The organism is Paracoccus sp. Z118 (assembly GCF_019061185.1).
GTDB lineage: Bacteria > Pseudomonadota > Alphaproteobacteria > Rhodobacterales > Rhodobacteraceae > Paracoccus.
The window spans coordinates 1-26,355 of sequence record NZ_JAHQZU010000026.1; the positions used below are offsets into that span (position 1 = coordinate 1).

A 26,355-nucleotide genomic window follows, 5' to 3' on the forward strand; every position below is an offset into this window, starting at 1 on the left:
GGAATGGCGGGCTGTTTCGGCATGAGAAGGGCTCCTCGTGGGGACGCCCAAGCCTACCAGATCCGGCTGCGGACAGGAGGTTTTTCAGCGGTTCCCTAAGGAAAATAGAGCTACTCAGAAGGCTCGGGAGATAGCAAAGAAACGCTATAAAGCGCACTTCAGAGTAGCCTGTGACAAGCGGACAGTTGATATAAGAACACTCCGTGATTGCTGACGGCTCACCCCTGCAGCGTCCTGACCCCCACGTCCCCTTCCTCGCGCGACCGGATCGCCGCCACCGCCGCAATCGCCCCCGCCGCCGTCGTGAAATAGGGGATCCTGTCATACAGCGCGACCGAGCGGATCTCCCGCGAATCCGCGATGGCCTGCGCGCCTTCGGTCGTGTTCAGCACCATGGCGATGTCGTCGTTCTTCAAGCGGTCCACGATGTTCGGGCGGCCTTCGTAGACCTTGTTGACCAGCTCGGCCTCGGCCCCGGCGCCGCGCAGGAACTCGGCGGTGCCGCGGGTGGCGATCAGGGTGAAGCCCATCGCGGCCAGGTCGCGCATGGCGGCGGCCATCTCAGGCGTCTTGTCGGCGTCCTTGACCGAGACGAACACGCGGCCCGCTTCCGGCAGATGCGTGCCCGCGCCCATCTGCGCCTTCAGGAACGCGCGGGCGAAGTTGCGATCCCAGCCCATCACCTCGCCGGTCGAGCGCATCTCCGGCCCCAGCAGCGTGTCCACGCCGGGGAAGCGGGCGAAGGGCAGCACGGCCTCCTTGACGGAAAACCACGGCGTGACCGGGTCGGCCAGCGTCAGCGGGTCGGCATAGGGCAGCGGCGTGTCGGGGCCGACGCCGGCGGGGTAGGGCGCGCGCAGGGGGAAGTTCGCCATCGGCTCGCCCGCCATCAGCCGCGCGGCGATGGAGGCGATGGCGCTGTCGGTGGCCTTGGCGACGAAGGGCACGGTGCGGGACGCGCGGGGGTTGACCTCGAGCACGAAGATCTCGCCGTCCTTGATGGCGAACTGCACGTTCATCAGGCCGACGACGTTCAGCGCGCGGGCCATCGATTCCGTCTGGCGCTTGAGTTCGTCGATGGTGGCGGCGTCCAGCGTGTGGGGCGGCAGCGAGCAGGCCGAGTCGCCGGAATGGACGCCGGCTTCCTCGATATGTTCCATGATGCCCGCGACATGGACGGTCGTGCCGTCGGACAGGGCGTCCACGTCCACCTCGATCGCGCCCGAAAGATAGCTGTCGAGCAGCACCGGGTTCTTGCCCGACACCTGCACTGCGGTCGTGATGTAGCGGTTGAGGTGGTCCATGTCGCGCACGATCTCCATCGCGCGGCCGCCGAGGACGTAGGAGGGGCGGATCACCAGCGGGAAGCCGACGCGCTGCGCGATCTCGCGCGCCTGATCGGCGGAATGGGCGATGCCGTTGACGGGCTGCTTGAGGCCCAGTTCGTTCAGCAGCTTCTGGAACCGCTCGCGGTCCTCGGCCAGGTCGATGGCGTCGGGGGTCGTGCCGAGGATCGGGATGCCCTCGTCCTTCAGCGCCTGCGCCAGCTTCAGCGGGGTCTGGCCGCCGAACTGGACGATCACGCCGTGGAGGGTGCCGTTTTCCTGTTCGACGCGCAGGATTTCCAGCACATGCTCCAGCGTCAGCGGTTCGAAATACAGGCGGTCCGAGGTGTCGTAGTCGGTCGAAACCGTCTCGGGGTTGCAGTTGACCATGATGGTCTCGTAGCCCGCGTCGGTCAGCGCGAAGCAGGCGTGGCAGCAGCAATAGTCGAACTCGATCCCTTGGCCGATGCGGTTGGGGCCGCCGCCGAGGATGACGACCTTCTTGCGGTCGCTGGGCCATGCCTCGTCCTCCACGTCGCCCATCGCCGGGGCTTCGTAGGTGGAATACATGTAAGGGGTCTGCGCCTCGAACTCGGCGGCGCAGGTGTCGATGCGTTTGAAGACCGGCAGCACGTCCTGCGCCTGCCGGGCCCGGCGGATGGCGGTTTCCGTCTGGCCGGTCAGATGCGCGAGCCGCGCGTCGGTGAAGCCCATCATCTTCAGGCGGCGCAAGCCTGCGGCGTCGTTCGGCAGGCCTTTCTGGCGGATCTCATGCTCGGCGTCCACGATCTCGCGGATGCGGGCGAGGAACCACGGATCGAACTTCGTCACCGCGTTGATATCGTCGTCCGACAGCCCGGCGCGCATGGCCTCCGCGATCACGCGGATGCGGTCGGGGGTCTGCTGCGACAGCGCCTTGATGAAGGCCGGGCGGCCTTCCTCGGCCGCGCCTTCGATGGCGATCTCGTCGAGGCCGGTCAGGCCGGTCTCCATCGAGGCGAGCGCCTTTTGCAGCGATTCGTGGAAGGTCCGGCCGATGGCCATGACCTCGCCCACCGACTTCATCGCGGTGGTGAGTTCGGGCTTGCTGCCGGGGAACTTCTCGAAGGCGAAGCGCGGGATTTTCGTGACCACGTAGTCGATGGACGGCTCGAAGCTGGCCGGAGTCACGCGGGTGATGTCGTTGTCCAGCTCGTCCAGCGTGTAGCCGACTGCCAGCTTCGCCGCGATCTTGGCGATGGGGAAGCCGGTCGCCTTGGACGCCAGCGCCGAGGAGCGGCTGACGCGCGGGTTCATCTCGATCACGACCATGCGGCCATCGGCGGGGTTCACGGCCCATTGCACGTTGGACCCGCCGGTTTCCACGCCGATCTCGCGCAGCACCGCGATGGAGGCAGAGCGCATCCGCTGGTATTCCCGGTCGGTCAGGGTCAGCGCCGGGGCCACGGTGATCGAATCGCCAGTGTGGACGCCCATCGGGTCGATGTTCTCGATGGAGCAGACGATGATTGCGTTGTCCGCCTTGTCGCGGACGACCTCCATCTCGTATTCCTTCCAGCCCAGCAGGCTTTCGTCGATCAGCACCTGCGCCATCGGCGAGGCGTCGAGGCCGGAGCGGACGATGGCCTCGTAGTCGTCGCGGTTATAGGCGACGCCGCCGCCGGTTCCGCCCAGCGTGAAGGCGGGGCGGATGATGGCGGGCAGGCCGACCACGTCCAGCGCCTCCACCGCCATCGCGACGCCGGCACTGATGTCGAACTTGCCGTTGGCGGCCTTCGGCGCGGTGATGATGGTCGCCTTGGGGTTTTCCAACCCGATCCGGTCCATCGCCTCGCGGAAGAGCCCGCGGTCCTCGGCCATCTCGATGGCGGAACGCTGCGCGCCGATCAGTTCGACGTTGTATTTTTCAAGCGTGCCGCGATCCGCCAGCGCCAGCGCGGTGTTCAGCGCGGTCTGCCCGCCCATCGTCGGCAGCAGCGCGTCGGGACGCTCGGCCGCGATGATCTTTTCCACGATCTCGGGGGTGATCGGCTCGATATAGGTCGCATCGGCCATGCCGGGGTCGGTCATGATCGTCGCGGGGTTCGAGTTCACGAGGATGACGCGGTAGCCTTCCTCGCGCAGCGCCTTGCAGGCCTGGGCGCCGGAATAGTCGAACTCGCAGGCCTGGCCGATGACGATGGGTCCCGCGCCGATGATGAGGATCGAGGAGATATCGGTTCTTTTCGGCATGGCGGTTCCCTCGGGTCATCGGCGCTAAATCGTCCGGGGTTATATCCAGCGAAGGCCGACGCGCAAGGGCAGCCGGGGCGCTGCGGCCAAGGTCGTGCGCCAGACGCGGGGGAACGCGGGGGCATGCGGGCGCGTTTCCCAGCGAGGGCCGAAAGTGAGGAACCAGATGTCCTACAACACGAACAACCCGAAGAAAGCCGCCCGCAGGCACAAGCCCGCGATCATCGCCATCATCGTCGCGATCGGGCTGGCCGTTCTGGCGATGATCCTGTTCGCGCCGTGGGGCAGCGATACCGAGGGGGTTGAGGTGATCGCACCCGGCACCGACGCGCTGGCGCCCGACCCGATTCCCGGCGATGCGGCGACCGCGCCGGCAGGCACGGCGACCACCGCCCCGAACTGAGGGCCCCGCGTCACCAACGGAAAAAGGGCGGCCGGGTCGGGCCGCCTTCCGGTCGTGGCGGAAAGCCCGATCTCAGCTTTGGGGGAAACGCTGCAACTGCTCGGGAGAGTTGGTCAGCGCGGCGATGCCGGGCAGGTCCTTGCCCTCCATCCATTCGAGGAACGCGCCGCCGGCGGTCGAGATGAAGGTGAACTCGCCCGCGACCCCGGCCTTGTTCAGCGCCGCGACCGTGTCGCCGCCACCGGCAACGGAAATCAGCCGCCCTTCGCTCGTCAGCTGCGCGGCGACCTTCGCGGCGGCGTTGGTGGCGGCGTCGAACGGCTCGATCTCGAAGGCGCCCAGCGGGCCGTTCCAGATCAGCGTGCGGCATTTGGTGAAGACGTTGCCGATCGCCCCGATGGTCTGCGGCCCCGCGTCGAGGATCATCGCGTCGGCCGGGCAGGCAGTCACCGGCACGGTCTCGCTTTCCGCGCCGGCCTTGAATTCGCGCGCCACCACCACGTCCACGGGCAGATGGATGGTGCAGCCGGTCGTCTGCGCCTTGGCGAGGATCTCGCGCGCGGTGTCGGCCATGTCGCGCTCAGCGAGGCTCTTGCCGACCTCGATCCCTTGCGCCACGAGGAAGGTGTTCGCCATGCCGCCGCCGATCACCAGATTCTCGACCTTCTCGATCAGGTTCGACAGCAGGTCCAGCTTGGTCGAGACCTTCGCCCCGCCGACCACCGCCACGACCGGGCGCGAGGGCGCCCCGAGCGCGGATTGCAGGGCGGTCAGCTCCTCCTCCATCAGCCGGCCGGCGGCGCAGGGCATCAGCCGGGCCAGCCCTTCGGTGGAGGCATGGGCGCGGTGCGAGGCGGAAAAGGCGTCGTTCACATAGACCGACCCCAGCGCGGCCAGCGAGGCGGCGAATGTCGCGTCGTTCGCTTCCTCGCCGGGATAGAAGCGGGTGTTCTCCATCAGCAGGACATCGCCCTTTGCCAGCGCCGCGACGGCGCGCTTGGCGGCGCCGCCCACGATCTCGTCAGCGAACTTGACCGGCTGGCCGAGCGCCGCTTCCAGCGCCGGCAGGATCTGCCGCAGGCTCATGGCGTCGTTGCGCTGGCCCTTGGGGCGGTCGAAATGGGCCAGCAGCACCGGGATGCCGCCCTTGGCCTGGATGTCCTTGACCGTCGGCACGATCCGCTCGATCCGGGTGGCGTCGGTGACGCGCCCGTCCTCGACCGGGACGTTCAGGTCCACGCGGGTCAGGACCACCTTCCCGTCCATGTCGAGGTCGTCGATCGTGTTGAACTGGGCCATGCCGGTCCCCTTTTTCGCCGTTCACAAGCTGTCGCGCCTATCTGGGCCCAGATGACATTCGCGTCAACTGCCGCCCATTCGCCGCGCCGGTCCCCGCCGGCGCGCGTTGCCCTTGGCCGCGCGGGCGCTTAAGCCTTCGCAATCGACATCGAAAGGAGGCCCGGATGGCCGACATCAAGGATCCCGAGAACACCATCATCATCGAGCTGAAGGACGGCCCGGTGGTGATCGAGCTGCTGAGCGACGTGGCGCCCAAACATGCCGAGCGCATGAAGGCGCTCGCCCGCGCCGGCAAGTATGACAATGTCGCCTTCCACCGCGTGATCGAGGGTTTCATGGCCCAGACCGGCGATGTCGAGCACGCCAACATGGAAAAGGACTACAACCCCGGCCGCGCCGGCACCGGCGGCAGCGACATGCCGGACCTCCCGGCCGAGTTCTCGCGCCTGCCGCATGAGCGCGGGACGCTGGGCGCGGCGCGCAGCCAGAACCCGAACAGCGCCAACAGCCAGTTCTTCATCAACTTCAAGGACAACTCGTTCCTGAACGGCCAATATACGGTCTACGGACGGGTGATCTCGGGGATGGAGCATGTGGACAAGATCGCCCGCGGCGAGCCGCCGGCGAACCCCGGCCGCATGATCTCCGTCAAGGTGGCCGCCGATGTCCAGTAAGCTGATCCTCTCCGCCGCGCTGATCGCGCTTGGCGGCGCGGCTGCCGCGCAGGACGCGCCGCAGGCGACCGACGGCGCCGGCCCCAACATGGTGATCGAGGTCGCGGACGCCGCGGGCGAGCCCAAGGGCACCATCGTCCTGGACCTGCTGCCTGACGCGGCCCCGGCCCATGTCGAGCGGCTGGTGACGCTGGCCAACGACGGGGCCTATGACGGCGTGGTGTTCCACCGCGTCATCGACGGCTTCATGGCCCAGACCGGCGACGTGCAGTTCGGCAAGCAGGGCGGCGACACGGCGATGGCCGGGACCGGCGGCTCGGACCTGCCGGACCTTCCGGCCGAGTTCAGCGACGTGACCTTCGGCGCGGGCACCGTCGGTATGGCCCGCTCGGCCAGCCCGGACAGCGCCAACAGCCAGTTCTTTATTGACCTGGCCCCGGCGCCGTTCCTCGACGGGGAATACACCGTCGTCGGCCAGCTGGTGGACGGCTGGGACGTGCTGAACGCGATCAAGAAGGGCGATTCGGCCGCCAACGGCGCGGTGGACCGCCCCGACTACATGGCCAAGGTCACGATCACCGAGTGATCTTCCGCCGATGAAGCTACAGGGCGGCGGGCTTCGGCCTGCCGCCCCTTGTCATTGCGGCACGGGCGTCAGGGTCATCACGCCCTCTGCCCCCGCGCGGGCGAGGTCCGGGTCCAGCGACATCCCGATATACTCGCCCCGCCGCCAGAGTTCCGACAGGTCGTCATAGTGCCGCGACAGCGGATGCCCCGACTGCCCGGTCGAAATGATGAAGACCGAACTGTCGGGATCGGCGAGGTCATAGACGCCGCGATAGCCGGCCCCCGTCACCTGCGCCCAGCGGCCATCGGCGTTGGCCGCGCCTTCGCCGCCCGCCAGACCCGCCCGCGCCAGCGTGAAGTCGCCGCCCGACGTGGACTGGAGCAGGCTCACCACCCAGCGCAGCACCGGCACCCGGCCAAGCGCGGGATGCTCATGCCGGGCCTCGTGCACGTCGCCCCAGCGCCAGCTTGTCACGTCGCCGCCGAAGCGGCTCGTCAGGTCGAGGATCGCCGCGTCCAGCGCCTGCCGGGCAATGGTGGTGCAGGTCTCGACCGGAGCCGACTGCACCACGTCGCACCAGACCGACGCGCCGTCCACATCGCGGAACACCCGCTCGATGAAGGATGGCTGCAACCGCGACAGCGATTCGGTCAGGGGGCCCAGCTCGTCATGCACCAGCCGCGTCTGAAGCTGCGCGAGCCAGGCCGAGGCGATCAGCGGCTCGGGCAGATGCTCGCTCATGTTGCCGTCCCATTCGGCGAGCAGGGACAGGGCGTCCTGCCGCTGGCGTTCCGGTGTGCCGGGCGCGGCGGGCTCGCCGGTGAACCACAGATCCGCGCCGACCAGCGGCAGCAGCGCCCGCGCCGCCGGGCTGACGGTATCGAGTTGCACGTCGATGAAGCTGTCGCGCGAATGAACCTCGCGCGCCGACAGCAGCCGCATCAGCCGCGCGCGCCGCAGCGGCCCGTCGCGGTCATGGCCGAGGATCGAGGCGCTTTGCGGCGGTTGGGCGGGCATCGCCGCCGCCGGTTGCAGCAGCTCGGCGATGGTCACGTCGATGACGCCCTGCGTTCCGGTTGCAGCGTGCGGCGCGGCGGTCACGCCGCCGCCGTTCAGCGGCTCGGCTCCGGTCGCCGCCACGATGCCTTTGTCGGCGGTCCGGTCACGCTCCGGCGCTGCCGCCGGCAGCAGCCCCTGCCACCGCCCCTCCGCCTGCCAGCCCGGCACCGGCATCGCGCCCGAGGCAGGCTGCGCCGGATTGCGCAGCGGCACCGCGCCCGCCAGCGTCTGCGCGATCCCGTCCTGATCGGCCAGCGTCACCTGCACCGCCGGGGCGTTGATGCCGCGCACCGCCGTCTTCGCCGCGCCGATGTCGCCCGCCATCATCAGCCCGACCAGCGCCGTCATGGTGGTGTCGTCGTCCGCCAGCCCCGTCCAGCGCAGCGCCGCGACATGCCCCGCCGGGGTGATGGTCGAAAGATTGAAGTGCCCGCCGGGAATCACCGGGCCGTTCTCCGTCTCGCGCAGGGTGATCGTCTGATCGGCGCCATCGCGGACGCGGATGATCTCGGTCCGGGTGGAGAAATCGGTCCAGCCGCGCAGGCCGCGATAGCGGGTCGAGTCGCCCGGCTGCACCTCTTCCATGACCAGATCCTGATCGTCGATCCGCGCGGGGGTCAGCCCCCAGGCGAGCGCCGGGTTGCGCCCCGACAACACCGCCGGAATCCCCGGAACGGTGCCGCCGATCACCCCGCCCGGGGCCAGCTCGATGCGCGCCAGATACCACAGCGACGGCGCGGTCAGCGCCACATGCGGGTCGTTCGCCAGCAGCGGCGCGCCCGCGGCCGTCCGCTCCGGCGCGGCGGCGAAGCCGTTGGCCGAGGCGCCGGCGCCCGGCCGCACGAAGCCCGCCAGCCCCGCGAACCAGCCATCCGGCGTCGGCCCCGCGATGCGGTCGGGGCTGGGCAGATGCGCGTTCCCGAACAGCGAGGCGTAGGCGGGCAGGGCGGGCTCTCCGGCTTCGGCCACCACCTCCTGCCCGCGCTCGGGCGCGGCGATGGACAGGCGCGCGCGCAGCACCTCGGCGGCGATCTGGTCGGTCGCGCCCGCCGCCAGCAGCTTCAGGATGGCGAGCGAATCCGCCGGCTGCCAATAGGCGATGTCGCCGGGCAGCACGAAGAACTCGGGCGCGCCGCGCCCCCGCGCGCCTTCGTTGACCAGCCCGATCCAGGCGTTCACCCCGTCCGCATAGGCCGACAGCGCCGCCATCGTCCGCTCATCCTGCGAATCCAGCGAGGCCTGCGCGTGCCGCCACAGCCCCAGCCGTCGGGCGAGATCGTCGGCGGCGTAGGTGCGCGGGCCGTAAAGCTCGGACAGCCGCCCTTGCGCTGCGCGGCGCAGCACCGTCATCTGGAACAGCCGGTCCTGCGCGTGGGCCAGCCCCAGCGCGAAGAAGGCGTCGTGGTCCGATCCGGCGAAGATATGCGGCACGTTGTCGGTGGTCCGCACGATCTCGACCGGCGCGACGATCCCCTGCACCTGATGCGCGGCCTGATAGTCGGGCAGCGAGCGCACCGCGAAATACCACGCCAGCGTGACCGCCAGCACGGCGCCGACCAGAAGGCCCACGGTCAGCCGGACGAGCCAGCGGAAAAGCGTCAGCATCTGCGGGGCGGTCCTTCGGGTCGGGGCGGGAAGCGCGGGTTGACCCGCGCGGCTCGGAAGCGTTGAAATGCGGGCCGATGCATAAGTCAGCACCGGCCGCAGATCAACGGCGGCATCGGGGACGAGGAGGAACGGACGATGGCGCGCGTGGCATTTCTGGGTCTTGGGGTGATGGGCTATCCGATGGCGGGGCATCTCGCCCGCACCGGGCACGAGGTCACGGTCTACAACCGCACCGCCGCCAAGGCCGAGCGGTGGGTGACGGAACACGGCGGCCGCGCCGCATCCACCCCGCGCGAGGCGGCGCAGGGGGCCGAGTTCGTCATGGCCTGCGTCGGCAACGACGACGACCTGCGCCAGCTCTGCACGTTGGCCGAGGGTGCCTTCGCCGGAATGGAACGCGGCGCGATCTTCGTCGATCACACCACCGTCAGCGCCGCCGTGACGCGCGAACTGGCCGCGAAGGCGGCCGAAAAAGGCGTGGGTTTCGTCGATGCCCCGGTGTCGGGCGGGCAGGCCGGTGCCGAGAACGGCCAGCTTTCCGTGATGTGCGGCGGGCCGCAGGACCAGTTCGCCCGCGCCGAGCCGGTGATCGCCGCCTATGCCAAGATCTGCCGCCTGATGGGCGAGACGGGCGCCGGGCAGCTGACGAAGATGTGCAACCAGATCGCCATCGCCGGGCTGGTGCAGGGCCTTGCCGAGTCGCTGAACTTCGCCGAGCGGGCGGGTCTCTCGATCCCCGAGGTGGTCGAGGTCATCAGCCAGGGCGCGGCCGGAAGCTGGCAGATGGTCAATCGCCACAAGACCATGGCAGCGGGCGAGTTCGACCACGGCTTCGCCGTGGACTGGATGCGCAAGGACCTCGGCATCTGCCTCGCCACCGCCGACGAGACCGGCGCGAGCCTGCCGGTGACGGCGCTGGTCGATCAGTTCTACAAGGACGTGCAGAACATGGGCGGCGGGCGGTGGGACACCTCGTCCCTGGTCGCCCGACTGCGGAAATGAGCAGGGCGAACGACGCCGTGTTTCACAAGGGCGCGGGCGAGCCGTGCCCCGAGTGGTTCGAGATGCGCTTCGCGGAAAACGGCTGGACCGGCGCATGGCGGAACGGGGTCTTCGACTACCACCATTTCCACGTCACCACGCACGAGGTGCTGGGCTGCTATGCCGGCTCGGCCCGCATCCAGCTTGGCGGAGGTGACGGCCCGGTCCACGACCTCGCGGCGGGCGACGTGCTGGTGATCCCGGCGGGCGTGGCGCATCGCAACGTCGAATCGACGGACGACTTCGCGGTCGTCGGCGCCTATCCCGGCGGGCTGACTCCCGACATGCAGGAAGGTGAGGGGGATCCTTCGGTCGCGCTCGAATGGCCCGAGCGCGATCCGGTGCTCGGGGCAGGGCGGGGGTTTTCGGCGGGCGCGAAGGGCGGCTGAGCGGGTCCGGTGCGGAATGCGGCCCTGGAGGCGGACCGCACCGGCTCTCGCCAAAGAACGGCAGCGCGCCCCACCTCCGCCTGACCCCGGCTCAATGAAAATCCCGCGACGCCGGCATGATCCGGGCATCGCGCGGATGGCCGGCCCGCGGCGCGGGAAGCTGCCGCCTGATCTCGTCGGCGCGGGCGAGTTGCGGGTTCACGGCCTGACCATCCGCCAACCGCAGCAGCGCGTCGCTGCGGTCGCGGACGGCCTGCACCACCACATGCGTCACCCCCTCGCTGCGCTGGATATACCCCTCGACCGCCATCAGCCGGGCGCTCATCACGGTCTTGCGGAAGGCGTCGAACACCTTGGGCCAGACCACCAGATTCGCCACGCCGGTCTCGTCCTCGATGGTGACGAAGCACACGCCCTTGGCGCTGCCGGGCCGCTGGCGGATCAGCACGATCCCCGCCATCCGCACCGCCTGCCGATTGCGCAGGCCCGCCAGTCCCGCCGCCGGGACATAGCCCTGCCGCGCCATCGACCGGCGCAGGAACCGCATCGGATGCGCCTTCAGGGACAGCCGCAAGGTCTGGTAATCGGCCACCACATGCTCGCAGACCGGCATCGCGGGCAGGGCGATGGGCGGCTCCTCGCCCTCGTCCCGTTCGGCAAACAGCGGCAGATCCGGCGCATCGCGCAGCGCCCGCGCCTCCCACAAGGCGGCGCGGCGGTCCAGATCCAGCAACCGCAGCGCATCCGCCGCCGCCAGCCGCCGCACCGTGCCCGCATCCAGCCGCGCCCGGTCCTTGAGCCCCTTCAGATCGGCGTAAGGCACCTCTCGCGCCGCCACGATCCGCTCGGCGATCGGCCTGGCCAGTCCTGAAATCTGCCGCAGCCCCAGCCGCAGCGCGAAGCGGGTCTTCGGTGCCGAAATATCCTGGGGTGAATGGGCCGGCACGGTCCAGAGGGGCAAAGCCCCTTCTTCCATCACCGGCTCCAGCGTGTTGTCCCAGTCCGAAAGATTCACGTCCACCGCCCGCACCTCGACCCCGTGCGCCCGCGCGCAGCCGACGATCTGCGCCGGGGCATAGAACCCCATCGGCTGGCTGTTCAGCAGCGCGGCGGCGAAGGCGGCCGGATAGTGGCATTTGAGCCAGGCCGAGACATAGACCAGATTCGCAAAGGCGGCCGCGTGGCTTTCGGGAAAGCCGTATTCGCCGAAGCCCTTGATCTGGTCGAAGCAGCGGCGGGCGAAATCGGGATCGTAGCCGCGCTCGATCATCCGGCCCACCATCTTGTCCTGCAATTTCTCGATCGTCCCGCGCGAGCGGAAGGTGGCCATCGCCTTGCGCAGCTCGTTCGCCTCCTTCGAATCGAAGCTTGCGGCGACCATCGCGATCTTCATGGCCTGTTCCTGGAAGATCGGCACGCCGAGCGTCCGCTTCAGGATATCCTCCATCTCGTTCTGCGGATGGGGCAGGCCGGGACGGGGATACTCCACCACCTCCGCGCCGCTGCGGCGGCGCAGATAGGGGTGGACCATGTCGCCCTGCACCGGGCCGGGGCGGACGATGGCGACCTCGATCACCAGATCGTAGAACCTCTTCGGTTTCAGGCGCGGCAGCATGTTCATCTGCGCCCGGCTTTCGACCTGGAACACGCCCACGCTGTCGCCCCGGCACAGCATGTCGTAGGTCGCGGCATCCTCCTTCGGCACGTCGGCCAGCGTCAGCCGCCGCCCGTGATGCGCGGCGATCAGGTCGAAGCACTTGCGGATGCAGGTCAGCATCCCCAGCGCCAGCACGTCCACTTTCAGGATACCCAGCGCGTCGATGTCGTCCTTGTCCCACTCGATGAAGCTGCGCTCGGGCATGGCGCCGTTGCCGATCGGCACGGTTTCGGTCAGCGGCCCTTCGGTGAGGATGAAGCCGCCGACATGCTGGCTCAGATGCCGGGGCATCCCGATCATCTGCTCGGCCAGCTTCAGGGTCATCGCCAGATGCGGATCGGAGAGGTTCAGCCCCGTTTCCGGCGCATGCTCCAGCCCCTCGCCCCAGCTACCCCAGACGGTCGAGGCGAGCGCGCCGGTCACGTCCTCGGACAGCCCCATCGCCTTGCCCACCTCGCGGATCGCGCTGCGGGGGCGGTAGTGGATGACCGTCGCGCAGAGCCCGGCGCGATGGCGGCCGTATTTGCGATAGATGTGCTGGATCACCTCCTCGCGGCGCTCATGCTCGAAATCCACGTCGATATCGGGCGGCTCGTCGCGATCTGCGCTGATGAAGCGCTCGAACAGCAATTCGTGATGGGCCGGATCGACCGGGGTGATGCCCAGCACGAAACACACCGCGCTGTTGGCGGCCGAGCCGCGGCCTTGGCACAATATGCCCTGAGCGCGGGCGAACTGCACGATTTCGTGGATGGTCAGGAAATACGGGGCGATCTTCTTGCCGGCGATCATCGCCAGTTCCTTGACGATGGTGTCCCGCACCTCTTCGGGCGTGCCATCGGGATAGCGCCACTCGCATCCGGTCCAGGTCAGATCGGCCAGATGCCGGTCGGCCGTCAGCCCGTCCGGCACCGTCTCGGCGGGGTATTCGTAACGCAGCTCGTCCAGCGAAAACCCGCAGGAATCCGCGATCTCGCGCGTGGCGGCGATGGCATGAGGCCAGTCCGCGAACAGCCGCGCCATCTCGGCGGGCGATTTCAGATGCCGCTCGGCATTGGGGGCCAGCAGGAAGCCCGCCTGCGCGATGGTGGTCTTGTGGCGGATGCAGGTCATCACGTCTTGCAACGGGCGGCGGTCGGGGGCGTGGTAATGCACGTCGTTCGTGGCCATAATCGACAGCCCGTGCGCGCGGGCAAGATTGTCCAGCCGGTTGATCCGCGCCCGGTCGTCGCCGCGATAGAGATACGAGGCCGCGACATGCCCCAGCGTCGGCAGCCGCCGGACGAGCGCGGGCAGATCGCCGCTGCAATCGGGCAGCCAGATCAGCCGGATGATGCTTCCCGCCGGTCCCTCTGCCGCCGCCGAAAGATCGTCCACCGTCAGGTCGCATCTGTCCTTGGCCTGCCACCCCCCTTCCACCGTCGCCATCCGCCCTTTCGAGATCAGCGCCGACAGCCGCCCGTAAGCCGCGCGGTCGGTTGGATAGGCGAGAAACGCGGTCCCGTCGGTCAGCACGATCCGCGCGCCGATCACCGCCCGCATCTGCGCCGCCTTCGCCTCGGCATGCATCCGCACCACCCCGGCGAGGCTGTTCAGGTCGGCGATCCCGATCGCGTCATAGCCCAGCTCCCACGCGGCCTGGGCCAGCTCGGGCGCGACCGATGCCCCCCGCAGGAAGGAGAACGCCGTCGTCACCCCCAGCTCGACATAATCCGCGCGCGGGTTCGGCGCGAACGCGATATCGAGCGTCCGGCGCGAGAATGTGGCTTTCTCCGGCATCAGCCCCCGGCCCCTTTCTTCTTCGCCAAAATATCCCGGGGCGCGGGGCAGAGCCCCGCATCACCCCCGCGCCGTCTGGACCGGCGCATCACGCGAAAACCCCATGCAGGAACCACCGCGGCGTGCCCCCGCGCCCGTCAAGGACGAGCCCCTCGCGGTAGATCCACAGCCGCCGCCCGTCCGTGTCCTCGACCCGGAAATAGTCGCGCAGCCGAGTGCCCGGCCGGTCGCGCCACCATTCCGGGGCGATCCGCTCCGGCCCCGCATGACGCGCGATCCGCAGCATCTGCCGCCGCCAGACGAACTGCGCGGGCGGGCCTTCGGGGATGACATAGAGGACGCGGATCTCCTCGGGCGGATCGAGCAGGCGCAGGGGGCGCAGGGTGCGGGCGGGGAGGGGAGCGGGGTTGTCTTCGGCAGGCGAAAGTGCCGCAGCGCCGGGCACGAGCCGGAGAGTCGGCGGTAAGGCGCGCCGTTCGCCGGACGTGTCCGTCGCTTCGTTGCGGCTGATGCAAGGGGGCCGACCGGCCACCCGCGGCAGACATGCATCCGGCACTGACCGCAGCCGGACACCCGTATCCGGGCCAAGCGGGCATTCCGCCTCGTCTGACGGGGAGGGGCGAGCGGGCGGATCGGAGTCTGGCCCGCATCGAATCGCGGCCGGATCGACCGAAGCAGGACGGACTGCCTTCTTGCCTGCCTCTTCCTCTGCTCGGCGCCTTTGCACCGCCGCTTCCTTGCGCGGCCTCTCGCCCTCGGCCGCCCCGGCCCGTTCCGCCCGTTCGGGAACGTGGCTCTCCTGCGGCTCGGGGCGGGTGATCGCCTGCGCGCCGAAGCGGGCGCTCAGCCTGTCCACCAGACGGGAGAGTTGCAGCGCCGCGTCGGGGCCGCCGTCGAGGCGGTCCTGCACCGCCGCCAGCGGCTCCACCGCTTCGGCGGTCAGCGTGATGAGGTCGAAGCCAAAGCCGGGGTCCAGCCGCTCCAGCCGGTCGCCCCAGAGGCGCAGCAGATGCGCCGGATCGCGGGTCGGCGCGGCCAGCGCCACGCTCAGATCGCGCCGCTGGCCATCGACGCGATAGACCGACAGGCAAAGCCGCCGGCAGCCCTGCGCCCCGGCGGCAAGGCGGTCGCAGAGTTCGCGCGTGAGGCCCGGCAGCCAGTCCGAGGGGTCCTGCACCGGCTCGGCCAGCCGCGCGAGCGCCTGAAAGCGCGGCGGCGGCTCGGGCGAGGAGACCGGCTCAGCCAGCCGCCCCATCGCCTGGTCCAGCCGGATCAGCGGGTTGCCCTCCGCCGGCATCCTGCCAAAGCGGCGCATCAGCGACAGGCGCGGCAGCGCCGCCAGATCGCCCACGCGCCGCAGCCCCAACCGACGCAGCAGCAGCAGCGTATCCTCGGACAGCCGCAGCGCCTCGACGGGCAGGGGCGAGAGGTCCTTCGTGTCGTGGCAGATGGCGCGCTCGGCCCCGAAGCGGGCCAGCCCCCACGCCGCGCCGCGCGTGGGGGCGACGGCCACCCGCGCGGTCAGCCCGGCCACGGCGAAGCGGCCCTGCATGTCGGCCAGCATCGCCGCCTCGCCGCCATGCAGATGGGCCGCGCCGGTCGTCTCCACGATCAGGCCGTCCACCCCGTCCGCCGCCGACCACGGCCCCCAGCGCCGCGCCCACAGCATCAGCCGTTGCAGGGTCGCCGCTTCAAGCTCGGGCCGCGCCTCCTCGACCCGCAGCGCGGGGCAGATCGCGCGCATGTCCGTGACCCGCACGCCCTCGCGCGCGCCCGCAAGACGCGCCGCCCGGTTGGCGCCGTGGATGACCGGCCCGTGCCGCCCCTCGACCGAAAGCGCCAGCGGAAGGTCGTCCGGCACATCCTCGCCGCGTCGGGCGGCATGGGCCAGCCACAGCTCGATCGGCAGCAGCGGCAGATGGATCGACACGATCCGCCGGACGGAGGGTTTCGGATCAGGCGGTGCCATGCGGGACACTTTCCAGCGGGCGGAGTGCCGAAGCTTCGGCAGAGGGCCTCAGTTCCTGATCCCGAAATCTCATCGGTCTCATCTGCTCGCTCCTGCCGCGTGGCGCCACGGTGCCTTGCCGCATCCTCTCAGGCGAGGGTGCCGGAATGCGGGTGGCTTCCCGTCATTGCGGCCCGCAGCGTGGACCGGCCACGATCCGGGCCGCAGGTGGAGCGTCACCATCCGCCGAAAGCGGCCGGAATCATGCGGTTCCATGCCGGACTTCTGTCCCCGGCGCCGATGCCGGAAGGTCGGTGCTGTCGGACAGAAGGGAAAATTCAGGCCCGTCCGGCGCCGGGCTCACCAGCCATGTGGCGGACGGGCGGGTGCGGGCGCGGAACAGCTCGGCCCGCCAGCGGGGGACGCCGGGCGACAGGGGGTCGTCTGGATGGGGCGCCGATGGGGCGCAGCTTACCCGCCAGCGCAGCCTTGCGGCGCTGGGCTGGGGGCGGCTTCCGTGCAGGATCAGCCAGCAGGGCAGGCCGGACCGCTCGGCCCTGAGCGCGAGGCGGCGGGTCGCGGTGAAGCTGGGGGCGGCGGCGTGAAGCTCTCCCACCACGGCGGAAAGGGCGGGGCAGGCCAGCCCGTCCTCCAGCGCGGCCAGCACATCGACGGGGCGCGAAAGGTTCACCCGCAGCAGCGGCCGCTCAATGCCGGGCAGGTAGGGTGCCCCCGCCTCGCGCCGCGACAGCCGGTCCTGCACCCACAACACCGGGCCGCCCCCGCGCAGCATTGCCAGCACGAAACCCGCCGCCGCCCCGTCCAGCGGATGCGCGGCGAAGGCCTCGGACAGGGTCGGGGCGGCGAAGGCGTCCGGCGCGGACGTCTCGTCGGCCCGCGCCTGCCCGGAAAGCGCGGGCCGCTGCCCGAAGGAATGAAAGGTCATGCGGCTCTCGTGTGTTCTCTATACGTTCTATTCCTGAGCGGAACGATTCGCAAATCCCTTCGGTTGCAGAGATGCGGAGCGGGCGGGATGTTTCCCGGCCGGCCTGACCGCGCTAAGGGAAGGCCAGCTCTCATCCGGTTTCGGGGAAAATCGCCATGCCATTGCCTCACCTCGCAGAGACGCCCCAATGATGCCCGCCGCCCGCGTCCAGGCCGCAGCCGAACTGCTGGACCAGATCCTCGGCGGGACTCCGGCCGAGCAGGCGCTGCTCCGCTGGGCGCGGGGCAGCCGCTTCGCCGGTTCGGGCGACCGGCAAGCCGTGCGCGACCTCGTCTATGACAGCCTGCGCAAGCGCGGCACCCGCGCGGCACTGGGCGGGGCCGAGACCGGGCGCGGGCTGATGATCGGGATGTGCCGCGAGATGGGGCAGGATCCGGCGGCGCTGTTCACCGGGCAGGGCCACGCGCCCGCGCCGCTGACCCCCGCCGAGGCGGCCAGGCCGGACACGCCGGCGGACCCCGCGCTGGATCTGCCCGGCTGGATCGCCGCGCGGCTCGCCGCCGATCTCGGCCCCGATTTCCCCGCCGTCGCCGCGGCGCTGCGCGAGCGGGCGCCCGTATGGCTGCGCGTGAACGCCGCCCGCGTTTCGCCCGCGCAGGCGCAGGCCGCGCTCGCGGATGATGGTGTGCTGACCGACCCCGCCTCGGCCCTGCCCACCGCCCTGCGGGCGACGGCGGGAGAGCGGCGCGTCGCCGCTTCGGCCGCCTATCGCGAGGGGCTGGTGGAGTTGCAGGACCTCTCGCCCCAGATCGCCTGCGCGGCGCTGCGAGTGGAAGCGGGCGAGCGAGTGCTGGACTACTGCGCCGGCGGCGGCGGCAAGGCGCTGGCCCTTGCGGCAGAAGGGGCGCGGGTGACGGCGCATGACGCCGACCCCGCCCGGATGCGCGACCTGCCCGCCCGCGCGACGCGGGCAGGGGCGGCGATCGCGCTCGCGCCCGCCAGTCCCACCGGCAGCTTCGATCTGGTGGTGACGGACGTGCCCTGCTCCGGCTCGGGCACGTGGCGGCGCACGCCGGATGCCAAGTGGCGGCTGACGCCCGAGGGTCTGGAGCGGCTGACGGCCCTGCAGGCCGGCATCATGGATCGCGCCGCGCGCCATGTCCGCCCCGGCGGGCGTCTCGCCTACATGACCTGCTCGCTGCTGCGGGCCGAGAACGAGGACCAGATCGCGCGGTTTCTGAGCGTTCACCCCGAATTCCGCCTGTCCCATGCGCAGACGCTGACGCCGCTGACTGCCAGCGACGGTTTTTTTCACGCCGTGCTGGTGCGCGATTAACCGCTTGTTAAGCTGCCGCGGGTTATCAGCGCCCGAATGCCCCCAAGGATCATGCCCGAGATGATGAGGAAACCGCCCCGGATCTCGCAACTTCCGCTGGTCCTGGTGCCGGTGCTGATGCTGCCCGTGCTGATCGGGGCGCTTTGGCTGGTGCTTCAGCCGGGCCGGATGGCGCCGGGCGTGCTGGTGATCGCGGGAGCGGTGGCGACCGCGTGGTATCTGCTGGGCGGGCTCACCGCCGCCGCGCGCCTGCTGGAGGAACTGCGCCTGCGCCGCGACCTGCGCGCCGGGGTCCGGGCCATGGCGGCCGAGCCGCGCCCCGTCTGGGCGGTCGATTCCGGCGGCGAGGTGCTGGCGCAGAACGATGCGGCGGCGGCCCATCTGGACCTCGTCGGCCATCCGGTCGCGGGGCTGCTCTCGCGCTTCCGGGCCGGGCCCGAGCCGCTGGCACGCGCGGCGCTGGCCCGCGCGGGGCAGGCGACACAGATCCCGTTGCAGCCCTCGGGGCGCGTCGAGGTCAGCCGCCGTCCCGGATCGCGGATTCAGCTCTGGACGCTGGACCTGCCGGCCGGGGCCGAGCCGGATGACCCCGCCCCCGCGATTGCCGCCGGGCAGTCGGTGCCCGCTGATCTGCCGGTGGCGCTGCTGTGGCTGGATGCGGGCGGCGCGATCGTGGACGCCAACCTCCAGGCGCATCGCCTGCTGGGCGAGGAACTGGCCGGGCGGCCGCTGGCGAAGATCCTCGAAGGACCGGGCCGCCCCGTCCGCGAGTGGCTGGCCGACATGGCCGAGAACCGCGAATCGGGACGCAGCGAGGTGCTGCGTGTCATCGCCAGCGGGGCCGAGCGATTCCTGCAGGTCACGCTGTCCCCCTGCGAGCTGAACGGCAAGCCCGGCCTTGTCGCCGTGCTGACCGATGCCAGCGCGATGAAGACGCTCGAGGAGAAATTCGTCCAGAGCCAGAAGATGCAGGCAATCGGCCAGCTTGCCGGCGGCATCGCCCATGACTTCAACAACCTGCTGACGGCGATCACCGGCCATTGCGACCTGCTGATGCTGCGCCGCGACAAGGCCGACCCCGATTACGCCGACCTCTACCAGATCGGCCAGAACGCCAACCGCGCCGCTGCGCTGGTCGGGCAGTTGCTGGCCTTCTCGCGCAAGCAGGCGCTGAACCCGCAGGTGATCGACCTGCGCGACACGCTCTCGGACCTGACGCATCTGCTGAACCGGCTGGTGGGCGAGCGGGCCCGGCTGACCTTCACCCATGATCCGGCGCTGAAATCCATCCGCGCCGACCGGCGGCAGCTGGAACAGGTGATGATGAACCTGGTCGTGAACGCCCGCGATGCCATGCCGGGCGGGGGCGAGATCGCGATCCAGACCGAGAACGTCCGGCTGGCCGAAGGAATGCCCCGCGACCGGGTGACGCTGCCGCGCGGAAATTACGTCCGCGTCACCGTCGCCGATCAGGGCTGCGGCATTCCCGCCGACAAGATCGGCAAGATCTTCGAGCCGTTCTTCACCACCAAGCGGCAGGGCGAGGGAACCGGCCTCGGCCTGTCCACCGCCTACGGCATCGTCAAGCAGACCGGCGGCTTCATCTTCTGCGACAGCATCGTGGGGCAGGGCACCACGTTCGAGCTGCTCTTCCCCGTCCACCGCTCCGGCGCTCCCGAAAACGCAGCCCCAGCGCCGTTGGAGGTTCCCGCCGTGCCTGCCGAGGGGGCCAGCCCTTCGGGCACCATCCTGCTGGTCGAGGACGAAGCCCCCGTCCGCGCCTTTGCTGTGCGCGCATTGCGCCTGCGCGGACTGGACGTGCTCGAGGCCGACAACGCCGAGGCGGCGCTGGCGATCCTCGCCGACGACCGCGTGCGCGCCGATGTGTTCGTCACGGATGTGGTCATGCCGGGTCTCGACGGACCCGCCTGGGTCCGCGCCGCCCTGCGCGACCGGCCCGGCACCCGGGTCGTGTTCATGTCGGGCTATACCGAGCACTCGCTCGCCGACGGGGCGCTGGCGATCCCGAATTCCGTGTTCCTGCCCAAACCTTTCTCGCTCTCGGACCTGGTGGCCTGTGTCGAGAACCAGTTGGCCGGGCGTCCGCCATCCTCACCGGCGGTCAGCGCCGCCGATCTGGTGTCCGCATGAGGGGGCGCGCACGGAATGGATTGCGCGGAAAACGCAATGCAGGCATAACGTGAACAACAGGCGAACATTGGGGCGACGCAGCGCATTGCCGCGACCGGGCCGGTGTGACAAAAGGAGATGAGCAGATGGCAGGGGCAGAAATCTTGCAGATGAACGACAAGCGGTCCGCCGACAAGCAGAAGGCACTGGACAGCGCACTGGCCCAGATCGAACGGCAGTTCGGCAAGGGCTCGATCATGAAGCTCGGCGCCGACAATCCGGTGGCCGAGATCGAGGCGACCTCGACCGGCTCGCTCGGGCTCGACATCGCGCTGGGGATCGGCGGCCTGCCCAAAGGGCGGATCATCGAGATCTTCGGCCCGGAAAGCTCGGGCAAGACGACGCTCACGCTGCATGTCGTGGCCGAGGAGCAGAAGAAGGGCGGCGTCTGCGCCTTCGTCGACGCGGAACACGCGCTTGACCCGCAATATGCCAAGAAGCTGGGCGTCAACCTGGACGAACTGCTGATCAGCCAGCCCGACACCGGCGAGCAGGCGCTGGAGATCGTGGACACGCTTGTCCGCTCCGGCGCGGTCAGCCTCGTCGTGGTCGATTCGGTCGCGGCGCTGACGCCCAAGTCCGAGATCGAGGGCGACATGGGCGACATGCAGATGGGCAGCCAGGCCCGCCTGATGAGCCAGGCGATGCGCAAGCTGACCGCCTCGATCGGGCGCAGCAACTGCATGGTGATCTTCATCAACCAGATCCGCATGAAGATCGGCGTCATGTTCGGCAACCCCGAGACGACGACGGGCGGCAACGCGCTGAAGTTCTATGCCTCCGTGCGCCTCGACATCCGCCGCACCGGCTCGATCAAGGACCGCGACGAAGTGGTCGGCAACACGACCAAGGTGAAGGTCGTCAAGAACAAGGTCGCTCCGCCCTTCAAGCAGGTCGAGTTCGACATCATGTATGGCGAGGGGATCTCCAAGGTCGGCGAGTTGCTCGATCTCGGCGTGAAGGTCGGCGTGGTCGAGAAATCGGGCGCCTGGTATTCCCATGGCGATGAGCGGATCGGACAGGGACGCGAGAATGCCAAGCAGTTCCTGCGCGACCATCCGGAACTCGCCGCCGCGATCGAGGACCGCATCCGCGCAAGCCACGGCCTGGATTTCGGCACCACGGACGAAGGCGACGGCTCCGACCTGACCGAGGAGTGAGCCACGCGTTCCACATCCCTTGCGCTGCAATGGCAGTTTGCCCATTGCAGCGCGACCGCGATACCGTTATCTGACGGCTCCAGGCACCCGTAGCTCAGCTGGATAGAGCGCTGCCCTCCGAAGGCAGAGGTCACAGGTTCGAATCCTGTCGGGTGCGCCATCTCACTTTTTCCACTGAAAATGTCACCTAAGGCCTTGAATGGGAAGGCTAAATTAGGTGTTCGAAGTCCCTGATTCCGGCAGTAGGGCAAAGGCTCTGCAAAAGCCAGTCTCAGGACCGTTTTCTTCATCGCCAGATCGGAATTATCCCATACTTGCCAAGGGTTTGCGAGGAATCGCATGGCGTGTTCGAACGACTCCTCAAAGGTATGCTTCGGCTTGCCCGTCGAGGACAGTTTTTCCAGCGCGAGCACCTTCTCCCGCTCCAGCTTCGCGATCCGCTTCTCATAGGCCGCAACAACCGAGTCGTTGCTCGCCTCAACGATCCGGTCGAGCAGCTGCTCGATCTGCTTCTCAAGACTACGGACGCTCTCCTTCAGCGACTTCGCCGCCTCAGCGCCTTGCTGGAGGCGCATGTTCCAGGCGTCCTTGAACATCATCCGCACGAGACCGAACAGGGTCTCAGACGGCTCCAGACGCTGGAGAACGCCCTCGAACTCGCCTTCAAGCTCCTCGCGCTTGATGGACTTCCGATAGCTCTGGCAGCCCTTCGTCGCACAGAGATAATACGGGTACTTCTGGTTCTTGCCTTGAGACCAGCAGGCCGTCAGCGGCTTGCCGCAATCGTTGCACAGGACGAATCCCCGCAGCGGGAAGTCCGCGCTGATGTCCTTGCGCGCGGGAGCCTTCGCTGTGCTCGTCAGCCGCTTCTGGATGGTCTCGAACGTCTCGAAGCTGATAAGGCCTTCATGGTGGCCCTTCCTCAGACCGACGCCCCAATTCGGGGCCTCGACGTACCCGGCATAGACGACGCGGGTCAGCATCTCGTAGATGCGCTGGTTGCGAATCTCACCATTCGGCAGGTCTTTCGGGAAGTCTGGTTGCCGCTCAAGGAAGCGCTTGACCTCGACTTGCGTCTGGAAGCGCCCTGAGGCGTAGCCTTCTAGCGCTTCCTGAAGGATGGAGGCATTGGGCTCGTCCCGAACCAGCAGCTTGCCGTGCCCGCTCGTGCGCTCGTACCGGTAGCCGACCGGAGCCTGGAATACCCAATAGCCGTTCTGCATGCGGGCGCGCATCCGGTTCACCGTCTGCTCGCCGTTCTTTTGGCGCTGATGCTGCGAGACCGAGGCGAGCAGGTTCTCGACGAGCTGGGAGTCGGAGTCCTCGCCAAATTCGATGGACGGACTCACCAGAACGCCGCCCGCATCGCCGATCTTCACACGCAGATCGAAGTGCGCCATCAGACCGCGCGCAAGGCGGCTGATGTCGTCGATGATGACCGCGTGCGGCTCTTTCCGCTGTCCTTTCAGGTAGGACAGCATCGCCTGCATGCCGGGGCGCGTCGTAAGACTGCCCGACGTGTCATCACGGAAGACCTCAACCACCTCATACTTCTTATACTTGGCAAACTCGCGGCAGCGAGTTTCCTGTGAGCCAAGGCCATCGCCGCGTACCGTCTGCTTTGCGCTCGATACGCGGAGCAGCACAAAATCATATGGCACGGCGTTCTGATCGAGATCACCTTCACGCCGGACTCGTTCGGCATGGTTGATCACATCGAAATGCGGAGCGAGGGCAGAACGCCGCTTCCCGTCACCGAGACGGGCTATCGCTCGCACTTCATGAGCAAAGGAACCGTGGCGGAGCACGGCGGCGCGGTCGCCTTCGTGACCGCATGGCTCGACCATGAGGCCGCGCGCACCGGATGGCGTGGCGCGCAGCTATCTTTGTTCTGAGAAGGCACAAAAAATCGCGGCTGGCCTGAGGGCCTGCCGCTTTTCTCTTTGTGCTTGACCTGCGTTTTGTTAAACCTTTGTGGTAATAAGCTGGAAACAAAATGGATTTCGACGACAGAGAGCGCCCTATAGTTCTGATCTCTTGCGTGAAGAGTAAGAGAAACGCTCCCAGCAAGGCGCGAGATTTATACACGAGCCCACTCTTCAAGAAGATGATGAGCTATGCGCTCCTGCTTGATCCTAAAGAAATATACATTCTGTCTGCCCTTCACGGGCTTCTCGAACTAGACAAGGTAATTTCGCCATACGAAAAAACACTGAACAATATGAAGGTGAAAGATCGTAAGGAATGGTCGGATGGAGTGCTTGCTTCACTAGAAGCCCGCTGCGATCTACAGGCTGATGAATTTGTTTTACTGGCCGGAAAGAAATATTCGGAATTCCTCACCCCCAGGCTAGCGCATGTTACCGAGCCTATGGATGGCCTTTCGCAAGGCAAACGACTCAGGTGGCTGAACGAGCAATACCATGTCTGAAGCCTGTGAAATCCTGCACCGTTGGGCGAATACACTTCCTCGTCTCAATGCTTCGTATGCTGCCGGAGAAGTGCCGAAGAACGGTATTTACTTGGTCTTTGAGTCAGGCGAACTCGCGCATGGCGGAAATCGCATCGTTCGCGTTGGAACGCATACAGGAAAGGATAATCTCCCGAAGAGATTGCACGAGCACCTGTTCAAGCCGAACAAGGATAGAAGCATTTTTCGTAAACACATCGGACGCTGCCTGTTGGCCGACGATCCATTTCTTGCACAGTGGAATTTCGATCTCACGTCGAGAGCCAACAAGGTGAAATTTGCCGACCGCGTGGATATGTTGCGCCAGCATGACGTCGAGGCCCGCGTCAGCCAGTACATAACCGACAATCTTGAATTTGTTGTTTTTCCTGTAAAAGAAAAGCATGAGAGGCTCGAACTCGAAAAATCTCTTCTGGCAACGATCAAATGTTGTGCCGATTGTAAACCATCACCGAACTGGCTTGGGTTAAAACACCAAGCGGAAATTATTCGAGAAGGACTCTGGAACATTCAGGGTTTCGGCGGCCAGCCTCTAAACGTTTCGACCGTCCAAGCACTGGCTTTCCATACGGAAGCGCGAGAGAGCTGAGCGCAAGAAGAAGAAAAATTCGCGGCTGACCATCCGGCCAGCCGCGCAGGATTTATGGAGCTGGCGCGCGGGTCGCCAGCTCGTTCTCGATGTTTCGTATCGATTCCAGCACATCGCGGCGCTCTTGCGATCCGCGCTGCGCGACGGCAAAGGCAAGCTGTGCCTGTCCGAGCAGACCGTGCAATTCGGCGCTGCTGCAAGTTGCCGCTTCGAAGCGTGAGACGAGTTTCATCGTATCCTCCTTTGTTTCAAGGAGGCCCCGAACCACTCAGGGCCTTTCGGCCCCGGCACACATCATCGGCCTAGAGAAGGCGCTGATGGTTCGGGCGTTGGACTTGAAACGCAAAAGGGTTGGATGCGCAGGAAACGCTTCGGCGCTTCGCAGCGGTCATCTTCGAAAGCGCGGCAGGATTGAGAACGGATTGATCGGAAGAGCCACTAGCCTTGCGTTTGCCCGTCCGTTGCTGCGAGGGCGCAGCACGGGCTTTGCTCCAGATACGGAATATCGACGGAAGGATGCTGGCGACGAGCGGCAGTCATGCCCTCGCGCGGATGGCCTAGGATAGCCGCGAATTTTTCTGCCCCCGTGCCGCTGATCCCCTTGGTGTGCGGCTGGCTTGCATCAGGACGCCCAGAATCCCTGGCCGGACGCGGCTCCGTCTTCAATGGCCTGCCCGCACCACCTGGCTTTGCCAGCCGGGTTGACCATGAAGCCCGAGCCTTTGCCTCCGGCCTGACGGAAAGGCGTTAGCAAGCCACCCAACCAAGGAGAAAGATCATGGCACGCGAAAACATCAAGACGCCCCAAGCCGTCAAGGCACCGGACTACCTGGCATGGCACGTCACCACCAAAGGCGAGAAGTCCTTCTGGAACAAGGTCGGCGCTGCATGGCTGCACAAGGACGGGAAGGGCTACACCCTCCAGCTCGAAACCTGTCCGATCAATGGCCGCATCGTCCTGCGCGCGCCGCTGGAAGATGCTCCACAAACCGAAGCAAAGGGGCGCGCGTTAGCGCCCCTTTTCTCCTATTCTGCGAAATCGTGGCTGCGTGAAGCGAAGCAAAACTGGTATCTCACGCTACTCTTCAGCGTCAGCTTCGTCCTCATCGTCCATACCATACGATAAATGCTCTGAGCTTGCTGCCTCCAACCTAGCGGTCCGATCTTTGAAATCTATGACCTCGTCTTGATACAGCTCTTCCAACTCATCAAGAACATGAAGTTTTTTGAGATTTGTTCGCAATGCCGCCAGGTAATCAGCCTCTAAAGCTGGGTCGAAAGACAGGGGACTCATGTCGCGAATGAATCGTGCGTTGCACCCTATAGCGGCTTTCGACATAAAATACACTAGAAGTTCCGTTTGCAGAATATCCTCCTTCTCAAAGTCGAAGTCCTCGAACTGAAAGATTTTTGAGGCTTTTGAGCCGTAAGCGATCTCGTAGGTGTACAGATTGCGGCGACGAGCCTCCTTCTCAATAATCTCGAATACAGGCAGCACAATCTTGCTCACTGTTCGACCGATGAATTTTCGATGCCTTGGTTCGTTTCTGGTGGCACCAAAGGGAGTTTGCACGTCGATTTTAATATTTAGGCTCCAGACTCATTGATTTCAGAGCCAGAAGAGGACGGTAGCGGCGAGAGCGACGGCGGACAGGAAGACGATGGGGCATCTGTCGTAGCGC

The 26,355-nt window shown here is 67.4% G+C and carries 20 protein-coding genes, 1 tRNA gene and 1 pseudogene; 13 read left to right on the top strand and 9 right to left on the bottom strand.

Annotated features, from left to right (window positions below; translation table 11 throughout):
- Positions 1–218 precede the first annotated feature (218 nt).
- Complete coding sequence (carB, locus tag KTN05_RS14750) at positions 219–3,557, bottom strand: carbamoyl-phosphate synthase large subunit (protein ID WP_217330160.1); 3,339 nt, start codon at positions 3,555–3,557, stop codon at positions 219–221.
- Between the two features lie 166 nt (positions 3,558–3,723).
- Between carB and KTN05_RS14755 the strand changes: the two genes are divergently transcribed.
- Positions 3,724–3,960, top strand: coding sequence for a hypothetical protein (locus KTN05_RS14755; protein ID WP_217330161.1), 237 nt, complete (start codon positions 3,724–3,726; stop codon positions 3,958–3,960).
- 72 nt (positions 3,961–4,032) lie between these two features.
- Here KTN05_RS14755 and pgk read toward each other — a convergent pair whose 3' ends face one another.
- Positions 4,033–5,259 carry a phosphoglycerate kinase gene (pgk, locus tag KTN05_RS14760; RefSeq protein WP_217330162.1) on the bottom strand — a complete coding sequence of 409 codons (1,227 nt, stop codon included), beginning with the start codon at positions 5,257–5,259 and terminating at the stop codon, positions 4,033–4,035.
- A gap of 164 nt (positions 5,260–5,423) precedes the next feature.
- Between pgk and KTN05_RS14765 the strand changes: the two genes are divergently transcribed.
- Together KTN05_RS14765 and KTN05_RS14770 are read left to right on the top strand one after the other, a co-directional pair.
- Positions 5,424–5,933, top strand: coding sequence for a peptidylprolyl isomerase (locus tag KTN05_RS14765; RefSeq protein WP_217330163.1), 510 nt, complete (start codon positions 5,424–5,426; stop codon positions 5,931–5,933).
- Positions 5,923–6,519 carry a peptidylprolyl isomerase gene (locus KTN05_RS14770; RefSeq protein WP_217330164.1) on the top strand — a complete coding sequence of 199 codons (597 nt, stop codon included), beginning with the start codon at positions 5,923–5,925 and terminating at the stop codon, positions 6,517–6,519. The genes KTN05_RS14765 and KTN05_RS14770 overlap by 11 nt, the downstream gene beginning before the upstream one ends.
- A 51-nt stretch (positions 6,520–6,570) precedes the next feature.
- On the opposite strand, the gene KTN05_RS14775 is transcribed toward KTN05_RS14770, so the two are convergent.
- Positions 6,571–9,165 (bottom strand): penicillin acylase family protein, encoded by a 2,595-nt coding sequence (locus KTN05_RS14775; protein WP_217330165.1) that lies wholly within the window; start codon positions 9,163–9,165, stop codon positions 6,571–6,573.
- A 138-nt stretch (positions 9,166–9,303) separates the two neighbouring features.
- Here KTN05_RS14775 and KTN05_RS14780 point away from each other — a divergent pair, with 138 nt between their 5' ends.
- Together KTN05_RS14780 and KTN05_RS14785 are read left to right on the top strand one after the other, a co-directional pair.
- Entirely contained in the window at positions 9,304–10,170 is an 867-nt protein-coding gene (locus tag KTN05_RS14780; protein WP_217330166.1) for an NAD(P)-dependent oxidoreductase, read from the top strand.
- Positions 10,167–10,598 (top strand): cupin, encoded by a 432-nt coding sequence (locus tag KTN05_RS14785; protein WP_217330167.1) that lies wholly within the window; start codon positions 10,167–10,169, stop codon positions 10,596–10,598. Before KTN05_RS14780 ends, KTN05_RS14785 begins: the two co-directional genes overlap by 4 nt.
- A 91-nt stretch (positions 10,599–10,689) precedes the next feature.
- On the opposite strand, the gene KTN05_RS14790 is transcribed toward KTN05_RS14785, so the two are convergent.
- From KTN05_RS14790 to KTN05_RS14805, 3 genes are all read right to left on the bottom strand, one after another.
- Positions 10,690–14,034 (bottom strand): error-prone DNA polymerase, encoded by a 3,345-nt coding sequence (locus KTN05_RS14790; RefSeq protein WP_217330168.1) that lies wholly within the window; start codon positions 14,032–14,034, stop codon positions 10,690–10,692.
- Between the two features lie 88 nt (positions 14,035–14,122).
- The gene (locus KTN05_RS18195; RefSeq protein ID WP_254368248.1) at positions 14,123–16,003 is read right to left on the bottom strand and encodes a DNA polymerase Y family protein; all 1,881 of its coding nucleotides are present in this window, start codon (positions 16,001–16,003) and stop codon (positions 14,123–14,125) included.
- Between the two features lie 241 nt (positions 16,004–16,244).
- Positions 16,245–16,928: an ImuA family protein gene (locus KTN05_RS14805; RefSeq protein WP_217330169.1), complete on the bottom strand. Its 684-nt coding sequence runs from the start codon at positions 16,926–16,928 to the stop codon at positions 16,245–16,247.
- A 187-nt stretch (positions 16,929–17,115) separates the two neighbouring features.
- Here KTN05_RS14805 and KTN05_RS14810 point away from each other — a divergent pair, with 187 nt between their 5' ends.
- The 4 genes from KTN05_RS14810 to KTN05_RS14825 all read left to right on the top strand — a co-directional run bounded on the left by KTN05_RS14810 (position 17,116) and on the right by KTN05_RS14825 (position 21,774).
- Positions 17,116–18,264, top strand: coding sequence for an RsmB/NOP family class I SAM-dependent RNA methyltransferase (locus tag KTN05_RS14810; RefSeq protein ID WP_217330170.1), 1,149 nt, complete (start codon positions 17,116–17,118; stop codon positions 18,262–18,264).
- A 60-nt stretch (positions 18,265–18,324) separates the two neighbouring features.
- On the top strand, positions 18,325–20,415 hold the full coding sequence (locus KTN05_RS14815; protein ID WP_371823382.1) for an ATP-binding protein: 2,091 nt from the start codon (positions 18,325–18,327) through the stop codon (positions 20,413–20,415).
- A 125-nt stretch (positions 20,416–20,540) separates the two neighbouring features.
- A complete protein-coding gene (recA, locus tag KTN05_RS14820) occupies positions 20,541–21,614 on the top strand; it encodes a recombinase RecA (RefSeq protein WP_217330172.1) in 1,074 nt (357 codons plus the stop codon).
- Positions 21,615–21,697: 83 nt separating this feature from the next.
- Positions 21,698–21,774 (top strand) — tRNA-Arg (locus KTN05_RS14825).
- A 541-nt stretch (positions 21,775–22,315) separates the two neighbouring features.
- Here KTN05_RS14825 and KTN05_RS18735 read toward each other — a convergent pair.
- A pseudogene (locus tag KTN05_RS18735) lies at positions 22,316–23,392 on the bottom strand (recombinase family protein); the annotation flags it as partial.
- Here KTN05_RS18735 and KTN05_RS18210 point away from each other — a divergent pair.
- The 3 genes from KTN05_RS18210 to KTN05_RS14845 all read left to right on the top strand — a co-directional run bounded on the left by KTN05_RS18210 (position 23,318) and on the right by KTN05_RS14845 (position 24,673).
- The gene (locus tag KTN05_RS18210; RefSeq protein ID WP_254368252.1) at positions 23,318–23,509 is read left to right on the top strand and encodes a hypothetical protein; all 192 of its coding nucleotides are present in this window, start codon (positions 23,318–23,320) and stop codon (positions 23,507–23,509) included. The pseudogene KTN05_RS18735 and the gene KTN05_RS18210 overlap by 75 nt on opposite strands.
- A gap of 101 nt (positions 23,510–23,610) precedes the next feature.
- Entirely contained in the window at positions 23,611–24,045 is a 435-nt protein-coding gene (locus KTN05_RS14840; protein WP_217330173.1) for a DUF6884 domain-containing protein, read from the top strand.
- Complete coding sequence (locus KTN05_RS14845) at positions 24,038–24,673, top strand: hypothetical protein (RefSeq protein WP_217330174.1); 636 nt, start codon at positions 24,038–24,040, stop codon at positions 24,671–24,673. The genes KTN05_RS14840 and KTN05_RS14845 overlap by 8 nt, the downstream gene beginning before the upstream one ends.
- Before the next feature lie 52 nt (positions 24,674–24,725).
- Here the strand turns inward: KTN05_RS14845 and KTN05_RS14850 are convergent, their stop codons facing one another.
- Positions 24,726–24,905 (bottom strand): hypothetical protein, encoded by a 180-nt coding sequence (locus KTN05_RS14850; RefSeq protein ID WP_217330175.1) that lies wholly within the window; start codon positions 24,903–24,905, stop codon positions 24,726–24,728.
- Positions 24,906–25,451: 546 nt separating this feature from the next.
- Here KTN05_RS14850 and KTN05_RS18215 point away from each other — a divergent pair.
- Positions 25,452–25,799: a hypothetical protein gene (locus tag KTN05_RS18215; RefSeq protein ID WP_254368253.1), complete on the top strand. Its 348-nt coding sequence runs from the start codon at positions 25,452–25,454 to the stop codon at positions 25,797–25,799.
- On the opposite strand, the gene KTN05_RS14860 is transcribed toward KTN05_RS18215, so the two are convergent.
- Positions 25,752–26,246 (bottom strand): hypothetical protein, encoded by a 495-nt coding sequence (locus KTN05_RS14860; RefSeq protein ID WP_217330176.1) that lies wholly within the window; start codon positions 26,244–26,246, stop codon positions 25,752–25,754. The two genes, KTN05_RS18215 and KTN05_RS14860, sit on opposite strands and share 48 nt — an antisense overlap.
- Between the last annotated feature and the right edge of the window lie 109 nt (positions 26,247–26,355).

What these genes read in the sequence shown, in the direction of transcription:
- KTN05_RS14805 (WP_217330169.1), bottom strand. Translation starts at nt 16,928, where the DNA reads ATGACCTTTCATTCCTTCGGGCAGCGGCCCGCGCTTTCCGGGCAGGCG.
- KTN05_RS14770 (WP_217330164.1), top strand. Translation starts at nt 5,923, where the DNA reads ATGTCCAGTAAGCTGATCCTCTCCGCCGCGCTGATCGCGCTTGGCGGC.
- KTN05_RS14845 (WP_217330174.1), top strand. Translation starts at nt 24,038, where the DNA reads ATGTCTGAAGCCTGTGAAATCCTGCACCGTTGGGCGAATACACTTCCT.
- KTN05_RS14785 (WP_217330167.1), top strand. Translation starts at nt 10,167, where the DNA reads ATGAGCAGGGCGAACGACGCCGTGTTTCACAAGGGCGCGGGCGAGCCG.
- KTN05_RS18210 (WP_254368252.1), top strand. Translation starts at nt 23,318, where the DNA reads ATGGTTGATCACATCGAAATGCGGAGCGAGGGCAGAACGCCGCTTCCC.
- KTN05_RS14810 (WP_217330170.1), top strand. Translation starts at nt 17,116, where the DNA reads ATGATGCCCGCCGCCCGCGTCCAGGCCGCAGCCGAACTGCTGGACCAG.
- KTN05_RS14815 (WP_371823382.1), top strand. Translation starts at nt 18,325, where the DNA reads ATGATGAGGAAACCGCCCCGGATCTCGCAACTTCCGCTGGTCCTGGTG.
- KTN05_RS18195 (WP_254368248.1), bottom strand. Translation starts at nt 16,003, where the DNA reads ATGGCACCGCCTGATCCGAAACCCTCCGTCCGGCGGATCGTGTCGATC.
- KTN05_RS14775 (WP_217330165.1), bottom strand. Translation starts at nt 9,165, where the DNA reads ATGCTGACGCTTTTCCGCTGGCTCGTCCGGCTGACCGTGGGCCTTCTG.
- pgk (WP_217330162.1), bottom strand. Translation starts at nt 5,259, where the DNA reads ATGGCCCAGTTCAACACGATCGACGACCTCGACATGGACGGGAAGGTG.
- KTN05_RS14840 (WP_217330173.1), top strand. Translation starts at nt 23,611, where the DNA reads ATGGATTTCGACGACAGAGAGCGCCCTATAGTTCTGATCTCTTGCGTG.
- KTN05_RS18215 (WP_254368253.1), top strand. Translation starts at nt 25,452, where the DNA reads ATGGCACGCGAAAACATCAAGACGCCCCAAGCCGTCAAGGCACCGGAC.
- KTN05_RS14765 (WP_217330163.1), top strand. Translation starts at nt 5,424, where the DNA reads ATGGCCGACATCAAGGATCCCGAGAACACCATCATCATCGAGCTGAAG.
- KTN05_RS14780 (WP_217330166.1), top strand. Translation starts at nt 9,304, where the DNA reads ATGGCGCGCGTGGCATTTCTGGGTCTTGGGGTGATGGGCTATCCGATG.
- KTN05_RS14850 (WP_217330175.1), bottom strand. Translation starts at nt 24,905, where the DNA reads ATGAAACTCGTCTCACGCTTCGAAGCGGCAACTTGCAGCAGCGCCGAA.
- carB (WP_217330160.1), bottom strand. Translation starts at nt 3,557, where the DNA reads ATGCCGAAAAGAACCGATATCTCCTCGATCCTCATCATCGGCGCGGGA.
- KTN05_RS14790 (WP_217330168.1), bottom strand. Translation starts at nt 14,034, where the DNA reads ATGCCGGAGAAAGCCACATTCTCGCGCCGGACGCTCGATATCGCGTTC.
- KTN05_RS14755 (WP_217330161.1), top strand. Translation starts at nt 3,724, where the DNA reads ATGTCCTACAACACGAACAACCCGAAGAAAGCCGCCCGCAGGCACAAG.
- recA (WP_217330172.1), top strand. Translation starts at nt 20,541, where the DNA reads ATGGCAGGGGCAGAAATCTTGCAGATGAACGACAAGCGGTCCGCCGAC.